This is a genomic window from Roseobacter sp. OBYS 0001 (genome assembly GCF_019654895.1).
Classification (GTDB): Bacteria; Pseudomonadota; Alphaproteobacteria; order Rhodobacterales; family Rhodobacteraceae; genus Roseobacter; species Roseobacter litoralis.
Window position 1 is genome coordinate 238,545 of the sequence record NZ_BPES01000002.1, and the last position, 22,535, is coordinate 261,079.

Here is a 22,535-nt window from a genome sequence, read left to right on the forward strand (position 1 = left end):
GAATCAGGCAATCTCTGATGCGCGCTGGGCGACCTTCGTCTGATTTTGATCTTAACCCGGATACCGTGCTGCCAGCGGGGCGGAAACTACGCCCCGCCGGGGTTCTGGTCGCGGTCTTTGAAGACCGAAAGGGTCTGCACCTTATCCTGACAAAGCGGTCTTCGGGGTTGAAACATCACCCCGGCCAGATTGCCTTTCCGGGGGGTAAACAGGATGAGGGGGACACCGATGTCACCGCCGCGGCACTACGGGAAGCCCATGAGGAGATCGGTTTACATCCGTCAAATGTAGAGGTTTTGGGTCAGTTGCCTGCACATGAAACGGTTACAGGTTTTATGGTGACGCCTGTAATCGGATACGTCCATACCGCGTTCGAGCAGCGTCCTGAACCCGGCGAAGTCGAAGAGATTTTCACGGTTCCGCTCAGCCATGTTCTTAACAAGGCCAACTTCGCCATTGAAGGCCGGATGTGGCGCGGCCAGCGGCGGTCTTACTTTGCGGTACCGTTCGGGCCCTATTACATTTGGGGCGCAACTGCGCGTATGTTGCGGGCATGGACCGATCAGATGTCATAAACCTGCCGACTGATACCGCTTGGCTGCATGACGCGGATGCGCAAGCTGTCTGCGCGGCTCTGTCGTCTGAGGGCGGCGCGGTCTACTTCGTGGGCGGCTGTGTGCGCGACGCACTGTTGGGGATTGCCGGATCCGATGTTGATCTTGCAACCGATCAGACGCCCGAAAACGTGATGCGTCTGGCCAATGCGGCGGGGCTCAGGGCGGTTCCCACGGGTCTGGATCATGGAACTGTGACCATCGTGAGCGGCGGCACTGGGTTTGAGGTCACGACCTTTCGGAGCGACACATCGACCGATGGGCGATATGCAGTCGTGTGTTTTTCAACCGATATTCGGGAAGATGCCCGTCGGCGGGATTTCACGATGAATGCCCTTTATGCCGCGCCTGATGGGCAGCTTGTGGACCCTCTGCACGGGATGCAAGACTGTCTGAACCGGCGCGTCAGATTTATCGAAGACCCGCAAAAACGTATCCGCGAAGACTATCTTAGGATCCTGCGGTTTTTCAGATTTCATGCTTGGTATGCGAATCCCGACGCTGGGTTTGACCCCGATGCGCTGGATGCAATTGCGCAAAATACCGCCGGACTGGCGCAACTTTCAGCTGAACGCATTGGCGCAGAAATGATGAAGCTTTTGCGCGCGCCCGACCCGGCGCCTTCGGTGGCAGTGATGCGGCAGACCGGGTGTCTTGGCATTGTTTTGCCGGGCAGCGATGACCAGTTTCTGGGGCCAGTTGTCCATCTTGAAGCCGCCATGTGCCATGTGCCTGATCCGGTGTTGCGGCTTTCGGCCTTGGGGGGCGATACGGCAGAAGATTCCCTGAGGCTCAGCCGGGCAGAGGCGCGAAAACTAAAGCAACTTCAGGCGTTTGGCTTTGGCCCCATGTCACTCGCTGAGATTGCCTATCGTGAAAACGCTGATGTCGCACGCGGCGCGGCGATCTTGCGCGCGGCTTTTGCCAGCCAGCCTTTGCCAATCTCAGCACTGGATGAGATTTCCAAGGGGGCTGATGCAAAATTTCCCGTCAAGGCGGCAGATCTGATGCCGACCTACCAGGGCAAGGCGCTGGGTGACCGGGTGCGCCTGTTGGAACAGCAATGGATTGCATCGGGATTTTCGCTGACGCGCGACGCGTTGCTCGCTTTGGAGTGAGGCACTCGACAACCGCCCTGATTTTCTGCTACGCCGTTCACACCACAACGGAGGAATACGAAATGTATCGCGGGATCTGGGACAACTAAGCTTGTCATAACCCTATCCTGCCGGACTTGCCGCAACGGCGTCTGGACGTTTCGTACATCTTGAATCCAAGGCCTCCGCCCATGTTCCGTTATTTCGAAAACCTTATCGACCCCTATGCTGATTATGTGGAAACCGATCAGCCGCCCGCAAAACTCTGGCCCTTTTTGTGGAGTTTCGCCGGGCAGTTTCGCAAACTTTTTTTCGTGGCGGGGTTTATGTCGATCATCGTCGCCGGGATCGAGGTCGGGCTGATCTATTATATGGGCCGCGTCGTTGATCTGATGAACGGCGATCCGGCCGTTTTCTGGGCGACGCATGCGACGGAATTGATCCTTGTGTCCCTGTTCATCCTGTTCTTGCGCCCTGCAATACAGGCGTTGGATGTTCTGGTTTTGAACAACGCTATCCTGCCCAACTTTGGAAACCTGATGCGGTGGCGCAATCATCGCCACGTTTTGCGGCAATCTGTTGGCTGGTTCGAAAATGATTTTGCGGGCCGGATTGCAAACCGGATGATGCAGGCACCGTCCGCCGCAGGCGAGGTCGTATTTCAGATCTTTGATGCGCTGTCGTTTTCGCTGGCGTATTTTCTGGGTGCTGCCATCCTGCTGAGCACCGCTGACCCGCGGCTGTTGATCCCGCTGTTGGGATGGTTTTTACTATATGGTGCGTTGGTGCGCTGGACGGTTTTGCGCGTGGGGCCTGCGTCTGAAGCTGCATCAAATGCCCGTTCCAAGCTGACGGGGCGGTTGGTGGATGCCTATACCAACATCCATTCGGTCAAGATGTTTGCCCATCACGAACGCGAAATTGATTATGCCCGCGAGGCGATCGAAGAGACCCGCGTCACATTCCAGAAAGAAATGCGCATTTTCACCAAGATGGATGTGGTTCTGGTCATGCTGAATGGTGTGTTGATCATCGGTGTTGTCGGCTGGGCGATGTTGTTGTGGGTGCAGGGAACGGCCAGCGTTGGTGTGGTCGCGGCGGCCACGGCGCTGACGCTTCGGCTGAATGCGATGACGGGTTGGATCATGTGGGCGCTGACCAGCTTTTTCCGGGAATTGGGCGTCGTCGCTGAAGGGATGCAGACCATCGCGCAGCCCATAACGCTCACCGATAATGCCGCTGCAAAACCGCTGCACCTGACCTCGGGTGAGATTTCGATCGAAGGGTTAAGCCACCATTACGGGCGCACCAGCGGTGGTCTGGACAGGATTGATCTGACCATTCGTCGCGGTGAAAAGGTCGGGCTGATCGGTCGATCTGGTGCCGGAAAATCCACCTTGGTCAAATTGCTGCTGCGCTTTTATGACGTCGAAGCGGGCAGGATCACCATTGATGGTCAGGACATCAGCACGGTCCGGCAGGACAGTCTGCGTCTGGCCATTGGTATGGTACAACAGGACAGCTCGCTGTTGCATCGTTCTGTGCGGGACAACCTGCTTTATGGCAGGGCGGGTGCAGGCGAAGATGAGATGATTGCGGCGGCCAAACAGGCACAGGCGCATGAGTTCATTCTCGACCTTGAGGATCCCGAAGGTCGTCGTGGATATGACGCGCATGTCGGTGAGCGGGGCGTCAAACTGTCTGGGGGGCAGCGTCAGCGTATCACGCTGGCACGGGTCATTCTGAAAGACGCGCCGATCCTGTTGCTGGATGAGGCGACCTCCGCGCTCGACAGCGAAGTCGAAGCCGCCATTCAGGATACGCTCTATGGCATGATGGAAGGTAAAACCGTCATTGCGATTGCGCACCGCCTCTCCACCATCGCCAAGATGGACCGGATTCTGGTGATGGATAAGGGGCGAATTGTCGAAGATGGCAGCCATGACGCGCTTTTGTCCAAAGGCGGGCTATATGCAGATTTCTGGGCCCGCCAGTCGGGTGGATTTCTGAGTGTTGAGGAAAACGTGTGAATATTGGAGGCTGGATAGACGCGTTTCGCCGTGCCGAGGGACCCCCGCCGCAGTCGCTTGGGCCGTTTATGCGCTGGTGCCTGTCAGGATCGTGGCCTGCATTGTGGTTGGCCACCATATTCTCGGCATTGGCTGGCGCGATGGAGGTCGGCACGGCCTTGATTTTGGGGCTGGTCATTGACGCCACCGCGAGTTCCACGCCGGATCAGTTTTATTCCGGTGACAACCTGCCTGTCGTGGTCGGCGCTGTGGCCTTCTTCCTGCTGGCGCGCCCGGTTCTATATGGTCTGTCGTCGGCCACGAACTCCATCGTTGTCATGCCGAATGTGAACCCGCTGGTGTTGTCGCGTTTGCACAGGTGGACTTTGGGCCAGACGGTCGGGTTTTTTGACAACGACTTTGCCGGGCGGATTGCGCAGAAACAGATGCAGGCGGCGCGGGCGGTTACGGATGTGGTGTCTGAATTGATCAATGTCGTGGCCTTTGCGCTGGCGGCCCTGATCGGTTCTGTTGCGTTGCTTTTTGCAATCGACTGGCGTGTCGCACTTTGCTTTGCGGTTTGGCTCGTTGTCTATTTCGCGCTGATCAACTGGTTCCTGCCCCGCATCCGTGAGCGTTCGGCGCGGCGTGCTGGTGCGCGGGCAATGGTGTCCGGGCAGATCGTCGATACCATTACCAATATCAAAACGGTCAAGCTTTTTGCCCATGCCGAGTACGAAGACCGGGCCGCTTTGGGCGCGATGCAGACGTTCCGCGAACGCGCCCTTGCGTTTGGGTATCTTTCAGCAGGGTTCCGCTTTGCGCTCATGTCGCTGGCGGGGCTTTTACCTGTATTGCTGATCGGCGGGACGATCACGCTGTGGCAGGCAGGGCAGGCCACACAAGGCGATATCGTTGCGGCGGGTGCCGTGGCGATCCGCATTGCGCAAATGACCGGGTGGGTCAGCTTCACGCTGATGCAGATTTACTCCAACATCGGTGAAGTCGAAGACGGGATCAAAACTCTGACACCGCGCCAGCGTATTGAGGATAATGCCAGCGCTATGGCGCTTGAGGTGCCCGCCGGGCAGATCGAACTGCATGATCTGGGCTTTGCCTATGGGCGTCAAACGGGTGGTGTGCAGGGGATCAACCTGACCATTCACCCCGGCGAGAAAATCGGCATTGTCGGGGCATCCGGGGTGGGTAAATCCACGCTCGTGGCACTTTTGTTGCGTCTTTATGATCCCGAAAAGGGCAAGATCACGATTGATGGCGCGGATATCACGCAGGTGACACAGGAAAGCCTGCGCAGAAATATCGGGATGGTCACGCAGGAAACGGCCATGTTCAACCGCTCTGCCATGGATAATATCCTCTATGGTCGACCCGATGCGACACGCGAAGAAGTGATCGCCGCGGCGCAAAAGGCCGAGGCACACGCCTTTATCCAGGACCTTGAGGATCATCGTGGCCGCACGGGCTATGATGCGCATCTGGGCGAACGGGGCGTGAAACTGTCAGGCGGGCAACGCCAGCGGATTGCTTTGGCGCGCGCCATTCTCAAGGATGCGCCGATCCTTGTTCTGGATGAAGCGACAAGCGCGCTCGACAGTGAGGTCGAAGCGGCCATTCAATCCGCGCTGGAGCGCGTGATGGAGGGAAAAACGGTTCTGGCCATTGCGCACAGGCTTTCCACGCTGACCGAAATGGACCGGATCATTGTCATGAAAGACGGCCAGATCGTGGAAGATGGCCGTCACGAGGTACTGCTGGCACAGCAAGGCCTCTATGCGCAGTACTGGGATCGGCAGTCGGGCGGGTTTATTCGCACGCAGGCGGCGGAGTAGGGCTGGCAGCGGCCCTCATTCAAACGTAAAGCAGTCCCATGACAGAACTTTTGATCAAACGCTTGGGGCTTCATGGGGATGGAATCGCCGAAGGCCCGGTCTATGTGCCGCGCGTTTTGCCCGGTGAAACAGTTGAGGGCCGTATCGACGGGCAGATGCTGCACGATGTCAAAGTGCTCCGGCCCTCAGATCGACGCGTTTCCGCACCTTGTCCGCATTACAAATCCTGCGGTGGATGTCAGTTGCAACATGCGGATGATGCGTTTGTTGCCGATTGGAAGGTGGACGTCGTCCGTCAGGCGCTTTCCAGCCACAACCTTGAGACCGTTTTTCGCGAGATCGAAACATCACCGCCTAAATCGCGTCGCCGTGCTGGCTTTGCGGCGCGGCGCACGAAGAAGGGTGCCATGGTCGGGTTTCACGGGCGCGCCTCAGACACGATCATCCCGGTCGAACGCTGCGAGATTCTGGACCCGGGCGTTTTGCAGGGCGCGCGCATCGCAGAAGAGTTGGCGATCGCAGGCGCCAGTCGCAAAACCGCACTGGCGGTCAGCGTAACGCTGGGCAAATCCGGGCTGGATGTGGCGGCATCAAAAGGAAAGCCGCTGGATGGGCCGCTGCGCCAGCGTCTTGCCGCGATTTGCGAGGCAGAAGTCATTGCGCGACTGTCGTGGGACGACGAGATCGTCGCTGTGCGGACCCCGCCGCTTTACGAATTCGACCGTATCAGTGTTTCACCCCCGCCCGGCGCCTTCTTGCAGGCGACACTCCATGGGGAGGCGGCATTGCTGTCCGCCGTGCGCGAAATCACGCGCGGCGCGGGCAGGATCGTCGATCTGTTTGCCGGTTGCGGCACCTTTGCGTTGCCCTTAGCGCGCCACAGCGAAGTGCACGCGGTTGAAGGCGACGGCGACATGATCGCAGCGCTGGATGCGGGTTGGCGTCATGCGGATGGTTTGAAAAATGTCACAACAGAAACGCGCGATCTGTTCCGCCGCCCACTCGTGCCGATGGAGTTGACCAAGGTGGATGCTGTCGTGCTGGACCCACCGCGCGCAGGGGCCGAGGCGCAGGTGGTCGAGCTTGCCAAGGCTGATGTGCGGCGACTGGCCTATGTATCGTGCAATCCCGTGACATTCGCGCGCGATGCGGCCGTGTTATGTGCTGCCGGGTATGTGCTGGACTGGGTTCAGGTGGTGGATCAATTCCGCTGGTCCGCGCACGTAGAGCTTGCCGCGAGCTTTACCGCTGCACATATGCGGTAAGCGCATAAAGGAGAGCCCGATGGGTGTAAGAGAGCAACTTGATATCTGGCTGGACAATCGTTGGGTGACGAACCTCGTGATTGCCGTGATTATCTTCAACGCCATTTTGCTGGGGATGGAAACCTCGCCCGAGACCATGTCCGTGGCGGGCGATCTGATCATCATGCTGGACAAGGCCTGTCTTACCTTTTTCGTTGTCGAGATTTTCCTGAAACTGGTCGCACGCGGGCGGCGGTTTTTCAAAAGCGGCTGGAATATCTTTGATGTCCTGATTGTTGGCGCGGCCCTCGTTCCGGGATCACAAACGATGTCGGTGCTGCGGGCCCTGCGTATCCTGCGGGTACTGCGCGTTATTTCCGTCGCGCCCAGCCTGCGCCGCGTGGTTGAAGGGTTTGTGACGGCCCTGCCGGGTATGGGCAGTGTTTTCGTTCTGATGGCGATCATCTTTTACATCGGGTCGGTCATTTCAACGAAACTGTTTGCGGCCAGTTTTCCGCAATGGTTCGGGTCGCTGCCGCAAAGTGGATATACGCTTTTTCAGATCATGACGCTGGAAAGCTGGTCGATGGGAATCGTGCGCCCTGTGATGGAGGTTTATCCCTATGCCTGGATGTTTTTCATTCCCTTCATCATGATGACGACGTTTGCGGTCGTGAACCTGTTGGTGGGTTTGATCGTGAATTCCATGCAGGACGCGCACCAGCAAGAGGCGGGCGAGCAAACGGATGCCTACCGGGATGAGGTGCTTTCCCGATTGGTGGCGATTGAAAAGAAACTGAACGACAAGCCGCCGTCCTAACGTTTTTGTGACCTTGCTTAACGTCTTGGCCATGCTAAACGTTTAAAAAAGAGCAGAATGTCGGAACGACAAAACAGGACAGCAAAAATGCGTCGACGAGAGTTATTGATGGGGACAGCCGCGTTGCTGTCCTTGAGCGCCTGCGCGACAGGATCGAAATTTAAACGATACTCAGGCCCGGAAGTGACATTTGTTGTGGTGAACAAGGGTGCGCGACGGATGCATCTTTTGCACAACGAATCGCTGCTGAAAAGTTACGATATCCATCTTGGCTTTGCGCCGGTTGGACACAAACAGTTCGAAGGGGATGGTAAAACACCTGAGGGGCTGTATCGCATTGATCGCCGCAACCCGAACAGTGATTTCCATCTGTCGCTTGGCATTTCCTACCCCAATGTGAACGACTACGCGGCGGCCAAGGCGGTCGGGAAATCAGCGGGTGGTGACATTTTCATACATGGGCAGAAATCACCCTTTAGAAATGACGACCCTGATTGGACATGGGGATGTATCGCCGTCACGAATCCGGAAATGGAAGAAATCTACGCGATGGTCCAAAACGATACGCTGATCCAGTTGAATGCCTGACGTATCAGGTCCCGAGACCTGAAGAAGCACCTGAAGATTTGCCAAGGATCAAGGTCCACCAAATCTTGCCTTTGCTCTCCTGAAACCAGGCAAAACCCAGACGGTCTGCGTCGGGGGACAGAATAACGCGCCGGGTGTCGGGCTTTTCCATCCAGGCGGCAAGTGTTTCGATCTCGGTTTCATAGGTTTCCGAGATGTTTTCACCAACAAGCGTGCCGGAAAAACCAACCCGCTGCACACGATCAATCGGCGACGAGCCATCCGATCCAAAGTGCCATGGCCTGTTTTGCACGGACATATCCCGCGAATGTGTCGCCGCGGCTGCATTTAGTTGTGCATCGAGCGCTACAGGGGCCTGACCCGAGGCGGAGCGCAAGGCGTTCACCGCATCCAGCATTCGGAACTGAATATTCGCCGTATCACGGTCTTTGATTCGGTAAAGTTGCGGCAATGGTTTACCGTCAGAGCCCAACCGCGAGCTCGATGACGTCGGCGCACAGGCAGACAGAGCGACGGTTAACGCAATAAGCAGCGATATCAGGCGGATCATTCGGTTCTCCTCAAACGGTCGTGTTGCCACATATCGCGCAATCGGCGATATATCAAACGCACTCGCATCAAGCCGGTGTGATGACATCTCTTTGATTTGCGACTGAGGCATTCTGGCCATATTGTTGCGCAAAACCAGTATTACGAAATTTATGGAGACATCTAATGTCTGAACCGAACTTCAAGAAACCCGGACGCCGGGCATTTCTGGCAGGCAGTGCTGCTTTGCTGGCGTCTCCGGTGATCGCGCAGGATCTGGGATCGGTCAATTCCTCAGGCACCACACAGGGTGAGCGGGATCTGACGGAATCGGTGCGCCGCAATATATCGAGCTTTCGCACACTTGATTGGCAGCCTTATTTCTCAGACCTGAGAAAAGGCGCGATCCTTGTCGATATCGACAGCCGGGCGCTTCATTACTGGGCGGAGGGTGGCGATTTCTATAAACTCTATCCATCAAGCGTGCCGCTCTCCGAAGAGTTGACCCGTCGTGGACGCACCAAAATCGTGCGCAAGGTCGAGGGTCCAAGCTGGCGGCCCACGCCCTCCATGTTGGAACGCAACCCGGATTGGCCAGAATTTATTGGCCCGGGACCCGATAACCCCATGGGTACGCACGCTCTTTATCTGAGCTGGACCTACTACAGAATCCACGGAACGCACGACACCCGGAAAATCGGTCGGCAATCGTCCAATGGCTGCATCGGGCTTTTCAATGAACACATTGCTGAACTTTTCGAACTGTCTGAAGTCGGCACACAGGTGTTGCTAATTTGACGACATCTCGGCGGTTTGCGGCTAAAAAAGTGGAATCTGGTTTGCAAAAACAAACCTTTGGTGCTTTACAGTCAATCACGACGTAATACTTGGGCGTGTGCTATCGCTTTGCGTGGCATGCCTTTTCTGGAGGTTTAATACATGAAAAAACTCGTTCTCGCAGCGGCTTTCGCAGCAGCAGCATCGACAGCATTTGCTGGTTCTTTGGAAGAGCCAATTGTTGAAGCACCGGTCATCGTAGAAGAAACACAAGGTTCTTCCGCGGGTATCCTGCTTCCACTGCTCCTGCTCGTTATCGTTGCAGCAGCTGTTTCCTAATAGGAATTCAAGCTATTAAAAAAGGCGGTGCTTTTCAGCGCCGCCTTTTTTTATTGTCCGATATGATCAGTTTTGTGGCTCGATCCAACCTTTGAGGTTGTCTTCGATCGTGTTGCACAGCGCGGTTATATGCGCGTCATCATCGTTCAGGCAGGGAATATAGGTGAACTGTTCACCGCCCGCCTCTTCAAAGCTCTCTTTGATTTCTTCGTTGATCTCTTCAAGTGTCTCAATGCAGTCCGCCGAGAATGCGGGCGCGCAGACAGCGATGTTCTTTTTACCCGCTTCTGCCAGCCTTGCGACTTCCTCGACGGTATAGGGCTGCAACCATTCTTCGGGGCCAAACTTGGACTGGAACGTCGTCGTGATTTCGGTATCCGCCCAGCCTAACCGCTCTTTGAGCAGTCGCGTCGTTTTCTGGCACTGGCAATGATAGGGGTCACCCTCCATCAGATAGCGGATCGGAACGCCGTGGTATGAACAGACCAGAATATCGGGTTTGATCACCATCCCGGCGTAGGCTTTTTCAATCGACTGTGCCAGCGCCTCAATATAGTCGGGGCGATCGAAATAGGGATCGACCGTGCGGGTCGTCGGTTGCCATTTCTCATAGGTCAGCGAGCGGAAAAACTCATCATTTGCCGTGGCTGATGTCGCACCCGCATAGTGCGGATAAAGCGGGAAAAACAGTATCTTACGGCACCCTGCCGCCGTCATCGCCGCAACTTTGGATCGGGTGGACGGATTGCCGTAACGCATGCAGAAATCAACCATGACTTCGTTGCCATGCCTCTTGGTCATCACCTCTTTGACCTTTTTGGTCTGGGCTTTTGTGATCGTCATCAACGGGCTTTCACCGTCTTCTTCGTTCCAGATAGATTTATACGCAGCGCCGCTGGAAAAGGGCCGCTTGGACAGGATGATCAACTGCAGCAACGGCTGCCAGATCCAGGGGCTATAATCGATAACGCGGCGGTCAGACAGGAACTCGTTGAGATACCGGCGCATCGACCAGTAGTCGTAATTGTCCGGCGTCCCAAGATTTGCCAGCAAAATGCCGATCTTGGGCTTGGCGACCTCCGGATGGTCGGTCGCTGCATGCGTGGGCCGTGCCATTGCCTTCACTGTGGAGCTGCTATCCAGCATGTTGTTTTCCTTGTCTACAGGCCATGACCGTCAGATAGACGGTTTTTGGCTCGGGTCAATCATGCAACGGCAGCTCTGGTACACTCAGGGCATCCGCAAGGCGTTGTTTTGCAGATCCCGGACGTAACGGCTTTTGCTGCGTGTCACTTGCCGCCCAGCCTGTCAAAAAGACCAGTTCAAACGTTGCATTGACCTGATCTGCCTCGGTTGCATAGTTTTCTGCATAAAGCGCTGCCGTTTGTTCAAAAAGCCTGCGCGGGGGGGCTAAACGTCGCCTTTGATCGAGCGCATTTGTCTCACCCATGTTTCGCAAATCATGCATCAGGTGAAACGCGTCGCGGTATTGTGCGCGAAGCGTCACGCTGTCAGCAACCGGCAGCGCGAATCCTGCCCGCTGCAACAGCGCACCCAGATCGCGGATTTCTCCCATTGGGACGACCCGTGGTGACAACCCCCCGGTAAGGGCAATTTCCGCCTCGCTGAGACAACTGCGCAGTTCTTGCAGGGTTTGTCCGCCCAATGTGGCTGCAATCATCAGCCCATCGGGTTTCAGGCTCCGCCGACACTGGATCAGCTGACCGACAGGATCATTCGCCCAGTGCAGCGACATGGCGTGGATGACCAGATCATGCGCGCCGACCTCAAGGTCCAGCGTCTCACTGTCCGGTACAATGAGCGCCTTGGGCATATGTTTCTGCCAGAGATCGGGAAAAGGCGTGACAACGGCAGGTGCCGTAAACGCCCTATTAACCAAGGACAGTCGATCCTGCACTTCGTCCGCTGCCGATTCTTGCAAAAACAATTCCTCCGGCACAGCGCGTGCGCGGTGGCGTTCAAGAGCCTGCGTGTCGGTTAGTTTTGTGTGTTTGGTCATGAAAGGATCAATTAAGGTGTCGCAGCTAGGTTTTCAAACGGCAGTTTCACTTGTGTACCCTCCCCGGTGTCTGGGATGCGGTGGACAGGTCGAAAGCGATTTCGGTCTTTGTGGCAGCTGTTGGCGGGATACACCATTTATCGGCGGGTCGATCTGCGACAGTTGCGGGACGCCTTTGCCGGGCGATAACCATGACGACTGCCTTAAATGCGATGACTGCATGATCACACCCAGATCATGGACGAAGGGACGCGCAGCGCTTTTGTATAAAGACAATGCGCGGCGCATGGTGCTTGCGCTCAAACACGGCGATCGTCAGGAAATAGCCGAGCCTGCCGCGCTTTGGATGTCGCGCGCGATTGAAGACCTGCCGTTGGAAAATATGCTGGTGGCCCCGATTCCATTGCATTGGATGCGCCTTTTGAAGCGTCGCTATAACCAATCCGCGTTGCTGGCGCAGGCCCTTGCCCGGCATGCCGGCTTGCCGGTCTGTCCCGACCTTTTGCAACGACAGCGGCGCACGCAGCCCATGGACGGCATGACCAAAGAAGTCAGGTTCACCTCGGTCAAGGGTGCTATTCGCGCGCATCCAAAAAGACGCCACCGGTTGGCGGGCCGACCGATCCTGTTGGTGGATGATGTCTTTACCTCTGGGGCCACTCTGTCATCGGCCACAGATGCCTGTCTTGCCGCCGGATCAGGCCCGGTTTACGTCGTCACCCTAGCGCGCGTGATAAAAAATACCTAAATGCCTTGTCAGCACCTGTGTTGAACAAGGATCGGTTAAATGAAAAACGTGGAAATCTATACCTCCCCCCTCTGTGGCTTTTGTCATGCGGCCAAGCGGCTGCTGTCGCAAAAGGGAATCACCTTTGCCGAGGTTGATGTTCTGGCGGACCCGGGCCGCAAGCCGGAAATGGTGCAGCGCGCCAACGGTAGCCGTACGGTCCCGCAAATCTTTGTGGGTGATCTCCATGTCGGTGGCTGTGATGACCTTTATGCGCTTGAGCGTGCTGGCAAGCTGGATCAGTTGCTGGCCGCGTAATGAAAACCGCCTTGTTACAGCTTAATGTTTCGGATGATCCGGCAGAAAACCTCCCGGTCACGTTGGGGTACCTGCGGCAGGCCGCTGCTCAGGGCGCAAAGTTCATACTCACGCCTGAAGTTACGAATTGTCTGTCCACAAGCCGGTCGCATCAGCGTGAGGTCTTGTCGCATGAGGCGGACGATCTGACCCTGCAAGCACTGCAACAAGAGGCGCGCGCGCTGGGTGTTTGGATTCTTATCGGGTCGCTGGCGTTAAAGACCGGGGATGCGGATGGGCGCTTTGCGAACCGGTCCTTCATGATCGACCCCCAGGGGGCCATTGTGGCGCGATACGATAAAATTCATATGTTCGATGTGCAGGTCACGCCCGAAGAAACCTATCGCGAATCGGATGGATATCGGCCGGGGCAACATGCTGTGACCGCGCAAACAGAATTTGCGACGATAGGCATGACCGTTTGTTATGATGTGCGTTTTTCGGCGCTGCATTCAGCGCTGGCGCGCGCAGGTGCGGACATCCTGACCGTGCCGGCCGCGTTTTCCCCGGTAACGGGTGCGGCGCATTGGCATGCGTTGCTGCGCGCGCGCGCGATTGAGACCGGATGTTATGTTCTGGCGCCCGCACAAACCGGCACACATCCCAGTAAACAGTACAAGACGCGGGCAACGTATGGCCACTCTTTGGTGGTTGGCCCATGGGGAGATGTGCAATTGGACGCAGGTACGCAACCGGGCGTTTACATGACCGATCTGCATATGGAACAAGTAGGGTCAGCGCGGGCGAGAATTCCAAGCCTTGCGAATGCGCGCCTTTTCGATGGTCCCTGAATGAATGACGACAAAAACGCCCTTGCGATAGCTCTTTTTACCGAAGTTATGGCGGCTGATCAGCTCGTGCGCGCCCGCCTCAGCCGTGTGCTGCCCAAGGGGATGGAAATCTCGCATTTCTCGGTGTTGAATCATCTGGCGTGGATTGCGGATGAACGCACCCCTGCGCAACTTGCGGAGACACTGCATGTGACGCGGGGCGCTATGACCAACACCTTGGGCAAGCTGGAGTGGGCAGGTTACGTGCACATTCGCCCCGATTGGGATGACGCGCGGCGCAAACTTGTCGCCATCAGCCCCGCAGGGCGTCAGGCGCGCGACTATGCGGTCGGGACTGTCACGCCTGTGATCACTCAGATGGTCGATAAAATGGGCGCAGAACAGGTGCGCGGTGCGATACCCATTCTGCGCGAGATGCGCATGCTGCTCGGGGATGAGAGCTAGGCGGGCTTGATGCTTGCCGTCACGTAGTTCACGCTCAGATCCCGATCCGACAGCTTCCACGACCATGTGATCGGGTTAAACACAAAACCTTTGCGGTCAACGGGGTCCATTCCCGCCTGACGCAAAAGGTCATATAGCTCATCAGGGGTGATGAACTTGGACCACTCATGTGTGCCTTTGGGCAGCCAGCGCATCACATGTTCAGCCCCGATGATGGCCATCACATAGGATTTCGGATTCCGGTTCAGTGTCGAACAGACCTGCAACCCACCGGGTTTAAGAAGCTGACGACAGGCGATCAGGTAGTCGATGGGGGAGGCCACATGCTCCACCACCTCCATATTGAGGACCACGTCGAATTGCTCTCCCGCCGCGGCGAGCGCTTCTGCGGTGGTGTGACGATAATCAATGGTCAGGCCTGACTGCTCAGCATGCACGCGCGCGACCGGGATATTGCGTTCTGCCGCATCTGCGCCGACGACATCCGCCCCGAGACGCGCCATGGGTTCAGCCAGCAGACCGCCCCCGCAACCGATGTCGAGGATACGCAATCCTTTGAACGGCTCTGACGTGGCCATATCCCGGTCAAATTCACCCGCAATCTGCGTGGTAATATAATCCAACCGGCACGGGTTCAGCATGTGCAGTGGTTTGAATTTCCCGTTTTCGTCCCACCATTCAGCCGCCATTGCCTCAAATTTAGCAATTTCAGACGGATCAACAGTTGTTTGTGGCGCTTGCATTCTCGGCTCCATATGATCATGTATCTTTCCGTACTATATAGGCCCCTAATGGATAAATTCTCGGACCAAAAGCGCGCAGTGCAATACCTGTACCCCCCGGTTGATCCTTTCGATCAGCGGATGCTGGATGTTGGTCAGGGACATCGCGTCTATGTTGAGCAATGTGGCAACCCCACGGGCATACCGGTGATCGTGTTGCATGGGGGGCCCGGTGGCGGATGCAGCCCGGCAATGCGGCGCTATTTTGACCCTGCAATTTTTCGCGTCATCCTGTTTGATCAACGTGGGTGCGGTCGCTCACGGCCCCATGCCAGCGTGACGCATAACACCACATGGCATCTTGTCGATGACATCGAATTGATTCGGCGCGCGCTGGATATTGATGACTGGATCGTGTTTGGCGGCAGCTGGGGCGCAACGCTGTCGCTGATCTATGCAGAAACGCACCCGGATCGCGCGCGTCATCTGGTCTTGCGCGGCGTTTTCCTGATGACCCAGGCCGAGCTTGACTGGTTCTATGGCGGCGGCGCGGGCAAGTTCTGGCCAGAGGTTTGGGCGCGGTTCACCGGACCCATCCCCGAAGACGAGCGGGGCGATCTGATCGAAGCCTACCGCCGCCGGCTTTTTTCCGGCGACATGCCGCAGGAAACGCGCTTTGCCAAGGCTTGGTCGTCGTGGGAAAACGCGCTGGCATCTATCCATTCGTCGGGATCGACGGGAGACAGTCCCGGTGAATATGCCCGCGCTTTCGCCCGGCTCGAGAATCACTATTTTTCGAACGCTGGCTTTCTGGACTTTGATGGACAGATTCTGGCGAATGTCGGTCGGATTGCACATATTCCCGGCGTCATTGTTCAGGGTCGCTATGATATGATCTGCCCACCCGAAAGCGCCTATCGCCTCGCTGAGGCTTGGGACAATTGCGAATTGAAGATCGTTCGCAATGCGGGTCATGCGCTTTCGGAACCGGGGATCAGCGCCGAACTCGTGCGCACCATGGACAGGATTGGCGGTCGATGACACGGCGCTCACATATGGACCGGCGGGCGCTTTTTGCCACGGGTGCTGCTGCGGCTTTGCTGGCGGCGACCGGTGTGTCTGCGCAGGCAAGTCCGGCGCGGCGCGGTCGGTTGCGCGCTGCCCTGTCAGGTGCGCGCCGCACAGATAGTTTTGACGCACGACAAGACCACGGTCTGTTCATGCAGGTGGCCACGGTGGGTGCCGTGTTTGACACCTTGACCGAAGTTGCTGCTGACGGAACGCTTCATGGCGAGTTGTCGACCGCTTGGGAAGGGGATGCGCGCGCGCAGGTCTGGACCCTTACCTTGCGCGAGAATGTCGATTTTCATGACGGGACGCGGTTTTCGGCACAGGATGTGATCGCATCCTTTGATCTGCACCGTCAAACGTTGCTTGCGGATGTCGCAAGGGTGTCAGTTCTTGATGCGCAACGTGTTTTGGTCGAGTTGCACGAAGGTGATCCGCATTTCCCTTACCGGCTATCCGATCCACGGCTGGTTATTTATCCGGCCGGGAACATGGCAGCGGCGATGTCGGATGGAATCGGCACGGGCCTGTACAGGGTTCAGCGCTTTCAGCCCGGGCGGCATTTTCTGGGTCAGCGGGTGGCGCAGCATTATAAAGACGGGCGCGCCGGATGGTTTGATACGGTCGAGCTTGTTGCGCTTTCCTCAAGTGCCGTGCGGGCAGAAGCGTTGAGAGACAACTACGTGGATGCTGCGGAACTGTCGGACACCTCGGATTTGGCGGACCTGTCCGGTATCACGCTTTTGCCGGAAACGGTTTCAATGACGGCCGCTGTTTCGGAGCGGCTTGCACTGCCTCATCATACCGGATCGCGCTGGCCGTTGGATAATTTACGCGCTGCTGAGCGTTGGTGGATGGCCTGAGACGATCAGGGGTTGCAGTGACTGCACACCGGGTCTATATGGATTTCAACAGTGGCGCTCTCGGGTCCAAACCGAAAGCCCAACCGGAATTTCGAACGGGCCCTGCGCCCGTTTTTTTGTGCTTGAAGCAAAACGAAAGACATATGAACAACGACCTGATTGCAAAAGCTGCCATAGATCGCCGCATGGCCGAGATCATCACCCCGGTGATCGAGGACATGGGGTTCGAACTGGTGCGCGTGCGTCTGATGTCGGGCAAATCGACCATTTTGCAGATCATGGCGGATAAGCCCGATGGCGGGATCGAGGTGGACGACTGCGCCGAGATCAGTCAGGCGGTGAGTGCGGTGCTCGACGTGGAGGACCCGATCCTTGATGAATACACGCTTGAGGTTTCAAGCCCGGGAATCGACCGGCCCCTGACGCGGCTCAAAGACTTTGAGATGTTCGAAGGATACGAGGCCAAGATCGAAACCGGCGAAATGATTGATGGCCGCCGACGGTTTAAAGGCGCGCTTGCCGGTGTTGAGAATGATGAGGTTCTGATCAATGTCGAAGAGGGCACGATCGGCCTGAAATTTGACTGGCTCAGTGATGCCAAACTGGTGCTCACGGACGACCTGATCAAAGAAATGTTGCGCCAGCGTAAGGCTGCCGGTGCACTTGATGAGACAAATTTCGACGAGGTTTCTACCGAGCTAGAGACCGATACGCCTGCTGAGGGAGACCAATAAATGGCGATTACATCCGCAAACCAGCTTGAGCTTTTGCAAACCGCTGAGGCCGTGGCACGAGAGAAAATGATCGACCCCGGTCTGGTCGTCGAAGCGATGGAAGAATCGCTCGCCCGTGCTGCGAAGTCTCGCTACGGCGCGGAAATGGACATTCGGGTGCATATTGATCGCAAGACAGGCAAGGCGACCTTTACCCGCGTGCGGACAGTGGTCGAAGATGAGCTGCTGGAAAACTATCAGGCTGAGTTCACCGTCGAACAGGCCAAGCAGTACATGGAAAACCCTGAGGTCGGTCAGCAACTGATCGAAGAAGTCCCCCCGGTTGAAATGGGCCGAATCGCCGCGCAATCCGCCAAACAGGTGATCTTGCAGAAAGTTCGTGAAGCCGAACGGGACCGCCAGTTCGAAGAGTTCAAAGACCGCGCCGGCAGCATCATCAACGGTCTCGTTAAGCGCGAAGAATACGGCAATGTCATCGTGGATGTGGGGGCTGGTGAAGCGATTCTGCGTCGCAATGAAAAGATTGGCCGCGAATCGTATCGTCCGAACGACCGTATCCGGGTCTACATCAAAGACGTGCGGCGCGAGCAGCGTGGCCCACAGATTTTCCTCAGCCGCACGGCACCGGAATTCATGGCCGAGCTGTTCAAAATGGAAGTACCTGAGATTTACGACGGCATCATCGAGATCAAAGCCGTTGCCCGTGACCCGGGATCGCGCGCCAAGATCGCCGTGATTTCTTATGACAACTCCATCGACCCTGTTGGCGCCTGTGTGGGTATGCGCGGATCGCGCGTTCAGGCGGTGGTAAATGAACTGCAAGGCGAAAAAATCGACATCATTCCATGGAATGAAGACCAGCCGACGTTCCTTGTGAACGCGCTGCAGCCAGCCGAAGTGTCCAAAGTTGTTCTGGACGAAGAAGCGGGCAAGATCGAAGTTGTTGTCCCCGAAGAGCAGTTGAGCCTCGCCATTGGGCGGCGTGGTCAAAACGTGCGTCTGGCGTCTCAGTTGACCGGCCTCGACATCGACATCATGACCGAAGAGCAGGAAAGCGCGCGCCGTCAGGCCGAGTTTGAACTGCGCACGCAACTCTTTGTCGACAATCTGGATCTGGACGAATTCTTTGCCCAGCTGCTCGTGTCCGAAGGTTTCACCAGCCTCGAAGAAGTCGCCTATGTCGAAGTGGATGAACTGCTGGTGATCGACGGGGTCGATGCGGATACAGCAAATGAACTGCAGGCCCGGGCGCGCGATGTGCTTGAGGCGCAGAATAAAGCTGCAATTGAAAGCGCACGCGCCTTGGGAGTTGAAGACAGCCTGATTGAATTTGAGGGCCTGACGCCCCAAATGATTGAAGCACTGGCCAAGGATGACGTGAAAACGCTTGAAGATTTTGCAACCTGCGCGGACTGGGAACTGGCAGGCGGTTGGACCACGGTCGATGGAGAACGGTCAAAAGACGACGGTGTTCTGGAGCCATTCGAAATGACGCTGGAAGAGGCACAGGACCTGATCATGACCGCTCGTGTCATGTTGGGCTGGGTTGATCCGGCAGATCTTGAGCCCGACGAAGAAGTGTCGGAAGACGCTGAAGCGGAGGAAGCCGAGGTCTGATTTCAGGCCTCGGTGGCACCTGATGGGTCGCGGTGGCGCTCCCAAAGACCGCGGTGACGGTCCCGACCGCAAGTGCATTGCCACAGGCGAGGTGCAGCCTAAATATGGGCTTGTGCGTTTTGTGGTTGGGCCGGATTCGGAAGTCGTGCCTGATATTCTTGGCAAACTGCCGGGGCGTGGTATGTATGTCTCTGCGGATCGTACTTCGTTGGAGAAGGCCGTCAGCAAAGGTCTCTTCTCGCGCTCTGCGAAACAACCCGTTAAAGTGGCCGAAACACTTGTGGACGAGGTTGAAACGCAATTGGCACGTCGTGTTGTCGATTTGATATCGCTTCAGCGCAAGGCGGGCCGGGCCGTTGCCGGGTTTGAAAAGGTAAAAAACTGGCTGCAAATGGAAGAGGCAGAAGTGCTTATTCAGGCAGTTGACGGCTCAGGCCGTGGGAAATCGAAACTAAGCACGCCGCATTACGGGTCATATATTGGCTGGTTGACGGCAGACGAATTGGGTTTGGCATTTGGGCGCCAAACTGTGATACATGGGGCGCTCGCCTCTGGTGGACTCACGCAACGTGTTGTAGAGGAAGCCCAACGACTTAAAGGCGTGCGCGTAAAAGAGGATGGCAGGGGCCATCCGAAAGGATAGACGAGCTACATGAGCGATACTGACGGCAAAAAAACTCTGGGTCTTCGCGGCGGTGCGCCGCGTCCAGGCAACGTAAAGCAAAGCTTTAGCCACGGGCGGACCAAAAACGTCGTGGTGGAGACCAAGCGCAAGCGCGTTGTGGTGCCCAAAGCAGGTGCGACGATGTCGGCAGGTGGTAAAGCACCCATTGGGGATCCCTCCAGACGACCCGCCGGAATTTCCGATGCGGAGATGGAGCGCCGCCTGAAAGCGGTCAAAGCGGCGAAAGCGCGTGAGGTCGAAGAAGAAGCGGCCCGTGTTGCCGAAGAAAAAGCGCGTGCCGAAGACCGTGAGCGCCGTCGTGCCGAACAGGAAGAACGCGAACGAGCGGAACGTGAGCGTGAGGAAAGCCTGAAAGCCAAGGCCGAAGAAGACAAGCGCCGCAAGGACGAGGCCGAAGCTGCTGCCAAAGCTGCCGCAGCGCCAGCCGCCGAACCTGTTGTTCAGCGCCCTGCAGCCAAAACAGGGCCAGAGCCAGCACAACGGAAACAACAAGACCGTGACCGTGAAAACAAACGGGGCGGCAAGGGCAATGACGATAGTCGCCGGTCCGGTAAACTGACGCTGAATCAAGCACTTGCCGGGGGTGAAGGCGGTCGTCAACGCTCAATGGCGGCGATGAAGCGCAAGCAGGAACGCGCACGCCAAAAAGCGATGGGCGGTCAGGTCGAGCGTGAAAAGGTCGTGCGCGATGTGCAGGTGCCTGAGGCGATTGTCGTCTCTGAACTTGCGAACCGCATGTCCGAAAAGGTCGGCGAAGTCGTCAAGGCGTTGATGAACAACGGCATGATGGTGACACAAAACCAGGCGATTGATGCGGATACAGCTGAGCTGATCGTTCAGGAATTCGGCCACAGAATCGTGCGCGTTTCCGATGCCGACGTCGAAGATGTCATCAAGGAAATCGAAGATGACGATGCCGATCTAAAGACGCGCCCACCGGTTGTTACGATCATGGGCCATGTCGATCACGGCAAGACATCTCTGCTGGACGCCATAAGAAAAGCCAAAGTCGTCGCGGGCGAAGCTGGCGGAATCACGCAACATATCGGGGCCTATCAGGTCAAAACAGACAGTGGTCAGTTGTTGAGCTTTCTCGACACACCTGGTCACGCGGCCTTTACGTCGATGCGGTCCCGTGGTGCACAGGTGACAGATATTGTCGTGCTTGTCGTTGCTGCTGATGACGCGGTTATGCCGCAAACCATCGAAGCGATTAACCACGCCAAAGCTGCTAACGTGCCGATGATCGTGGCGATCAACAAGATTGACCGCCCGGCGGCTGATCCGACCAAAGTGCGCACGGATCTGTTGCAGCATGAGGTTATCGTTGAGCAGATGTCTGGTGAGGTTCAGGACGTTGAAGTGTCTGCGATCACCGGGCAAGGTCTTGATGAGCTGCTAGAGGCGATCGCCCTTCAGGCGGAGCTTCTTGAACTCAAGGCCAATCCGAACCGTGCGGCGCAAGGTGCTGTTATCGAAGCACAACTTGACGTTGGTCGGGGACCTGTTGCGACTGTTCTGGTTCAGAACGGGACGCTGCGCCAAGGCGATATCTTTGTCGTCGGGGAGCAGTACGGCAAGGTGCGCGCGCTGATCAACGATCAGGGTGAACGCGTCAAGGAGGCCGGTCCATCCGTTCCGGTTGAGGTGCTTGGCCTAAATGGCACGCCTGAGGCTGGCGATGTTCTGAACGTGACATCAACCGAAGCGCAGGCGCGCGAAATCGCGTCTTATCGTGCCAATGCAGCCAAAGACAAACGTGCGGCGGCGGGTGCTGCAACGACGCTTGAACAGTTGATGGCGAACGCCAAGGCGGACGAAGACGTCAGCGAGCTGCCGATTCTGGTGAAAGCGGATGTGCAGGGCTCTGCCGAAGCGATCGTTCAGGCGATGGAGAAAATCGGTAACGATGAAGTGCGCGTGCGGGTTTTGCATTCGGGCGTTGGTGCGATCACCGAAACCGACGTGGGTTTGGCAGAAGCGTCGGGCGCACCGATCATGGGCTTCAACGTGCGTGCGAACACGTCTGCCCGAAACACAGCTAACCAGAAAGGCGTCGAGCTGCGCTATTATTCAATCATCTACGATCTGGTCGATGATGTGAAAGCGGCTGCATCCGGGTTGCTATCGGCGGAAATCCGCGAGAATTTCATCGGGTATGCGACCATCAAAGAGGTGTTCAAGGTGACCGGCGTCGGCAAAGTCGCGGGCTGTCTGGTGACCGAAGGTGTCGCGCGCCGTTCGGCAGGTGTGCGTTTGCTGCGTGACAACGTGGTGATCCATGAAGGAACGCTCAAAACGCTCAAGCGCTTCAAAGACGAAGTAGCTGAGGTCCAGTCTGGTCAGGAATGCGGTATGGCGTTCGAGAACTACGACGATATCCGGCCCGATGACGTGATCGAAATCTTCGAGCGTGAAGAGATTACGCGGACCCTGACCTAAAAGACCGTCAACTAAATACAAAAAGAGGCAGCTTTTACGCTGCCTCTTTTCGTTTCTATTCTGTACCCTTCTGTCCTAGTCAGGCGGCTTTTGTGACCGGCATGCCTGCGTAGGTGGTGTTATTTACTCTTACGACAATCCTACCATCAGGCAGCGCCCGCACATAGGTTCCTTGAACAGATATCGTACTGCCTTGAGT

At 56.8% G+C, this 22,535-nt stretch carries 23 protein-coding genes; 19 read left to right on the forward strand and 4 right to left on the reverse strand.

The genetic code is table 11. The features are described 5' to 3' along the window. Window positions 1-17: 17 nt before the first annotated feature. The 7 genes from K5Q35_RS06660 to K5Q35_RS06690 all read left to right on the forward strand — a co-directional run bounded on the left by K5Q35_RS06660 (window position 18) and on the right by K5Q35_RS06690 (window position 8,222). On the forward strand, window positions 18-575 hold the full coding sequence (locus K5Q35_RS06660; protein WP_259650483.1) for a CoA pyrophosphatase: 558 nt from the start codon (window positions 18-20) through the stop codon (window positions 573-575). Then, window positions 554-1,732 carry a CCA tRNA nucleotidyltransferase gene (locus tag K5Q35_RS06665; protein WP_220798961.1) on the forward strand — a complete coding sequence of 393 codons (1,179 nt, stop codon included), beginning with the start codon at window positions 554-556 and terminating at the stop codon, window positions 1,730-1,732. The genes K5Q35_RS06660 and K5Q35_RS06665 overlap by 22 nt, the downstream gene beginning before the upstream one ends. Window positions 1,733-1,902: 170 nt before the next feature. Further along, window positions 1,903-3,741, forward strand: coding sequence for an ABC transporter ATP-binding protein (locus K5Q35_RS06670; RefSeq protein ID WP_220798962.1), 1,839 nt, complete (start codon window positions 1,903-1,905; stop codon window positions 3,739-3,741). Beyond that, complete coding sequence (locus tag K5Q35_RS06675) at window positions 3,738-5,570, forward strand: ABC transporter ATP-binding protein (RefSeq protein WP_220798963.1); 1,833 nt, start codon at window positions 3,738-3,740, stop codon at window positions 5,568-5,570. The genes K5Q35_RS06670 and K5Q35_RS06675 overlap by 4 nt, the downstream gene beginning before the upstream one ends. Window positions 5,571-5,608: 38 nt before the next feature. Continuing rightward, the gene (locus tag K5Q35_RS06680) at window positions 5,609-6,835 is read left to right on the forward strand and encodes a class I SAM-dependent RNA methyltransferase (RefSeq protein WP_220798964.1); all 1,227 of its coding nucleotides are present in this window, start codon (window positions 5,609-5,611) and stop codon (window positions 6,833-6,835) included. Window positions 6,836-6,854: 19 nt separating this feature from the next. After that, a complete protein-coding gene (locus K5Q35_RS06685) occupies window positions 6,855-7,634 on the forward strand; it encodes an ion transporter (protein ID WP_220798965.1) in 780 nt (259 codons plus the stop codon). A gap of 87 nt (window positions 7,635-7,721) precedes the next feature. Next, window positions 7,722-8,222 (forward strand): murein L,D-transpeptidase family protein, encoded by a 501-nt coding sequence (locus tag K5Q35_RS06690; protein ID WP_013963971.1) that lies wholly within the window; start codon window positions 7,722-7,724, stop codon window positions 8,220-8,222. Window positions 8,223-8,226: 4 nt separating this feature from the next. On the opposite strand, the gene K5Q35_RS06695 is transcribed toward K5Q35_RS06690, so the two are convergent. Further along, window positions 8,227-8,772 (reverse strand): CAP domain-containing protein, encoded by a 546-nt coding sequence (locus K5Q35_RS06695; RefSeq protein ID WP_013963972.1) that lies wholly within the window; start codon window positions 8,770-8,772, stop codon window positions 8,227-8,229. Between the two features lie 164 nt (window positions 8,773-8,936). On the opposite strand from K5Q35_RS06695, the gene K5Q35_RS06700 reads away from it, so the two are divergent. Continuing rightward, on the forward strand, window positions 8,937-9,548 hold the full coding sequence (locus K5Q35_RS06700; protein ID WP_013963973.1) for a L,D-transpeptidase: 612 nt from the start codon (window positions 8,937-8,939) through the stop codon (window positions 9,546-9,548). Window positions 9,549-9,689: 141 nt separating this feature from the next. After that, entirely contained in the window at window positions 9,690-9,866 is a 177-nt protein-coding gene (locus K5Q35_RS06705) for a hypothetical protein (protein ID WP_044025465.1), read from the forward strand. 66 nt (window positions 9,867-9,932) lie between these two features. On the opposite strand, the gene hemH is transcribed toward K5Q35_RS06705, so the two are convergent. After that, the gene (gene hemH, locus K5Q35_RS06710) at window positions 9,933-11,012 is read right to left on the reverse strand and encodes a ferrochelatase (RefSeq protein WP_374758591.1); all 1,080 of its coding nucleotides are present in this window, start codon (window positions 11,010-11,012) and stop codon (window positions 9,933-9,935) included. Window positions 11,013-11,067: 55 nt separating this feature from the next. Next, complete coding sequence (locus tag K5Q35_RS06715) at window positions 11,068-11,886, reverse strand: methyltransferase domain-containing protein (RefSeq protein WP_220798966.1); 819 nt, start codon at window positions 11,884-11,886, stop codon at window positions 11,068-11,070. On the opposite strand from K5Q35_RS06715, the gene K5Q35_RS06720 reads away from it, so the two are divergent. Genes K5Q35_RS06720 through K5Q35_RS06735 form a run of 4 tightly spaced genes read left to right on the forward strand, consistent with a single transcriptional unit; the run spans window position 11,885 to window position 14,205 of the window. Continuing rightward, the gene (locus K5Q35_RS06720) at window positions 11,885-12,634 is read left to right on the forward strand and encodes a ComF family protein (protein WP_044025466.1); all 750 of its coding nucleotides are present in this window, start codon (window positions 11,885-11,887) and stop codon (window positions 12,632-12,634) included. The genes K5Q35_RS06715 and K5Q35_RS06720 overlap by 2 nt on opposite strands. A 39-nt stretch (window positions 12,635-12,673) precedes the next feature. Continuing rightward, the gene (gene grxC, locus K5Q35_RS06725) at window positions 12,674-12,931 is read left to right on the forward strand and encodes a glutaredoxin 3 (RefSeq protein ID WP_013963977.1); all 258 of its coding nucleotides are present in this window, start codon (window positions 12,674-12,676) and stop codon (window positions 12,929-12,931) included. After that, window positions 12,931-13,761: a carbon-nitrogen hydrolase family protein gene (locus K5Q35_RS06730; protein ID WP_220798967.1), complete on the forward strand. Its 831-nt coding sequence runs from the start codon at window positions 12,931-12,933 to the stop codon at window positions 13,759-13,761. The genes grxC and K5Q35_RS06730 overlap by 1 nt, the downstream gene beginning before the upstream one ends. Next, the gene (locus K5Q35_RS06735; protein WP_013963979.1) at window positions 13,762-14,205 is read left to right on the forward strand and encodes a MarR family winged helix-turn-helix transcriptional regulator; all 444 of its coding nucleotides are present in this window, start codon (window positions 13,762-13,764) and stop codon (window positions 14,203-14,205) included. Here the strand turns inward: K5Q35_RS06735 and ubiG are convergent. Continuing rightward, window positions 14,202-14,948 (reverse strand): bifunctional 2-polyprenyl-6-hydroxyphenol methylase/3-demethylubiquinol 3-O-methyltransferase UbiG, encoded by a 747-nt coding sequence (gene ubiG, locus K5Q35_RS06740; RefSeq protein ID WP_220798968.1) that lies wholly within the window; start codon window positions 14,946-14,948, stop codon window positions 14,202-14,204. The two genes, K5Q35_RS06735 and ubiG, sit on opposite strands and share 4 nt — an antisense overlap. A 48-nt stretch (window positions 14,949-14,996) precedes the next feature. Between ubiG and pip the strand changes: the two genes are divergently transcribed. The 6 genes from pip to infB all read left to right on the forward strand — a co-directional run bounded on the left by pip (window position 14,997) and on the right by infB (window position 22,336). Continuing rightward, window positions 14,997-15,968: a prolyl aminopeptidase gene (pip, locus tag K5Q35_RS06745; RefSeq protein ID WP_220798969.1), complete on the forward strand. Its 972-nt coding sequence runs from the start codon at window positions 14,997-14,999 to the stop codon at window positions 15,966-15,968. After that, on the forward strand, window positions 15,965-16,858 hold the full coding sequence (locus K5Q35_RS06750; protein WP_220798970.1) for an ABC transporter substrate-binding protein: 894 nt from the start codon (window positions 15,965-15,967) through the stop codon (window positions 16,856-16,858). Before pip ends, K5Q35_RS06750 begins: the two co-directional genes overlap by 4 nt. A 143-nt stretch (window positions 16,859-17,001) precedes the next feature. Continuing rightward, complete coding sequence (rimP, locus tag K5Q35_RS06755; RefSeq protein ID WP_220798971.1) at window positions 17,002-17,592, forward strand: ribosome maturation factor RimP; 591 nt, start codon at window positions 17,002-17,004, stop codon at window positions 17,590-17,592. Beyond that, entirely contained in the window at window positions 17,593-19,209 is a 1,617-nt protein-coding gene (gene nusA / locus K5Q35_RS06760; protein ID WP_013963984.1) for a transcription termination factor NusA, read from the forward strand. Window positions 19,210-19,231: 22 nt separating this feature from the next. Beyond that, the gene (locus K5Q35_RS06765; protein WP_220798972.1) at window positions 19,232-19,852 is read left to right on the forward strand and encodes an RNA-binding protein; all 621 of its coding nucleotides are present in this window, start codon (window positions 19,232-19,234) and stop codon (window positions 19,850-19,852) included. Between the two features lie 9 nt (window positions 19,853-19,861). Next, entirely contained in the window at window positions 19,862-22,336 is a 2,475-nt protein-coding gene (gene infB / locus K5Q35_RS06770) for a translation initiation factor IF-2 (protein ID WP_220798973.1), read from the forward strand. Window positions 22,337-22,535 lie beyond the last annotated feature (199 nt).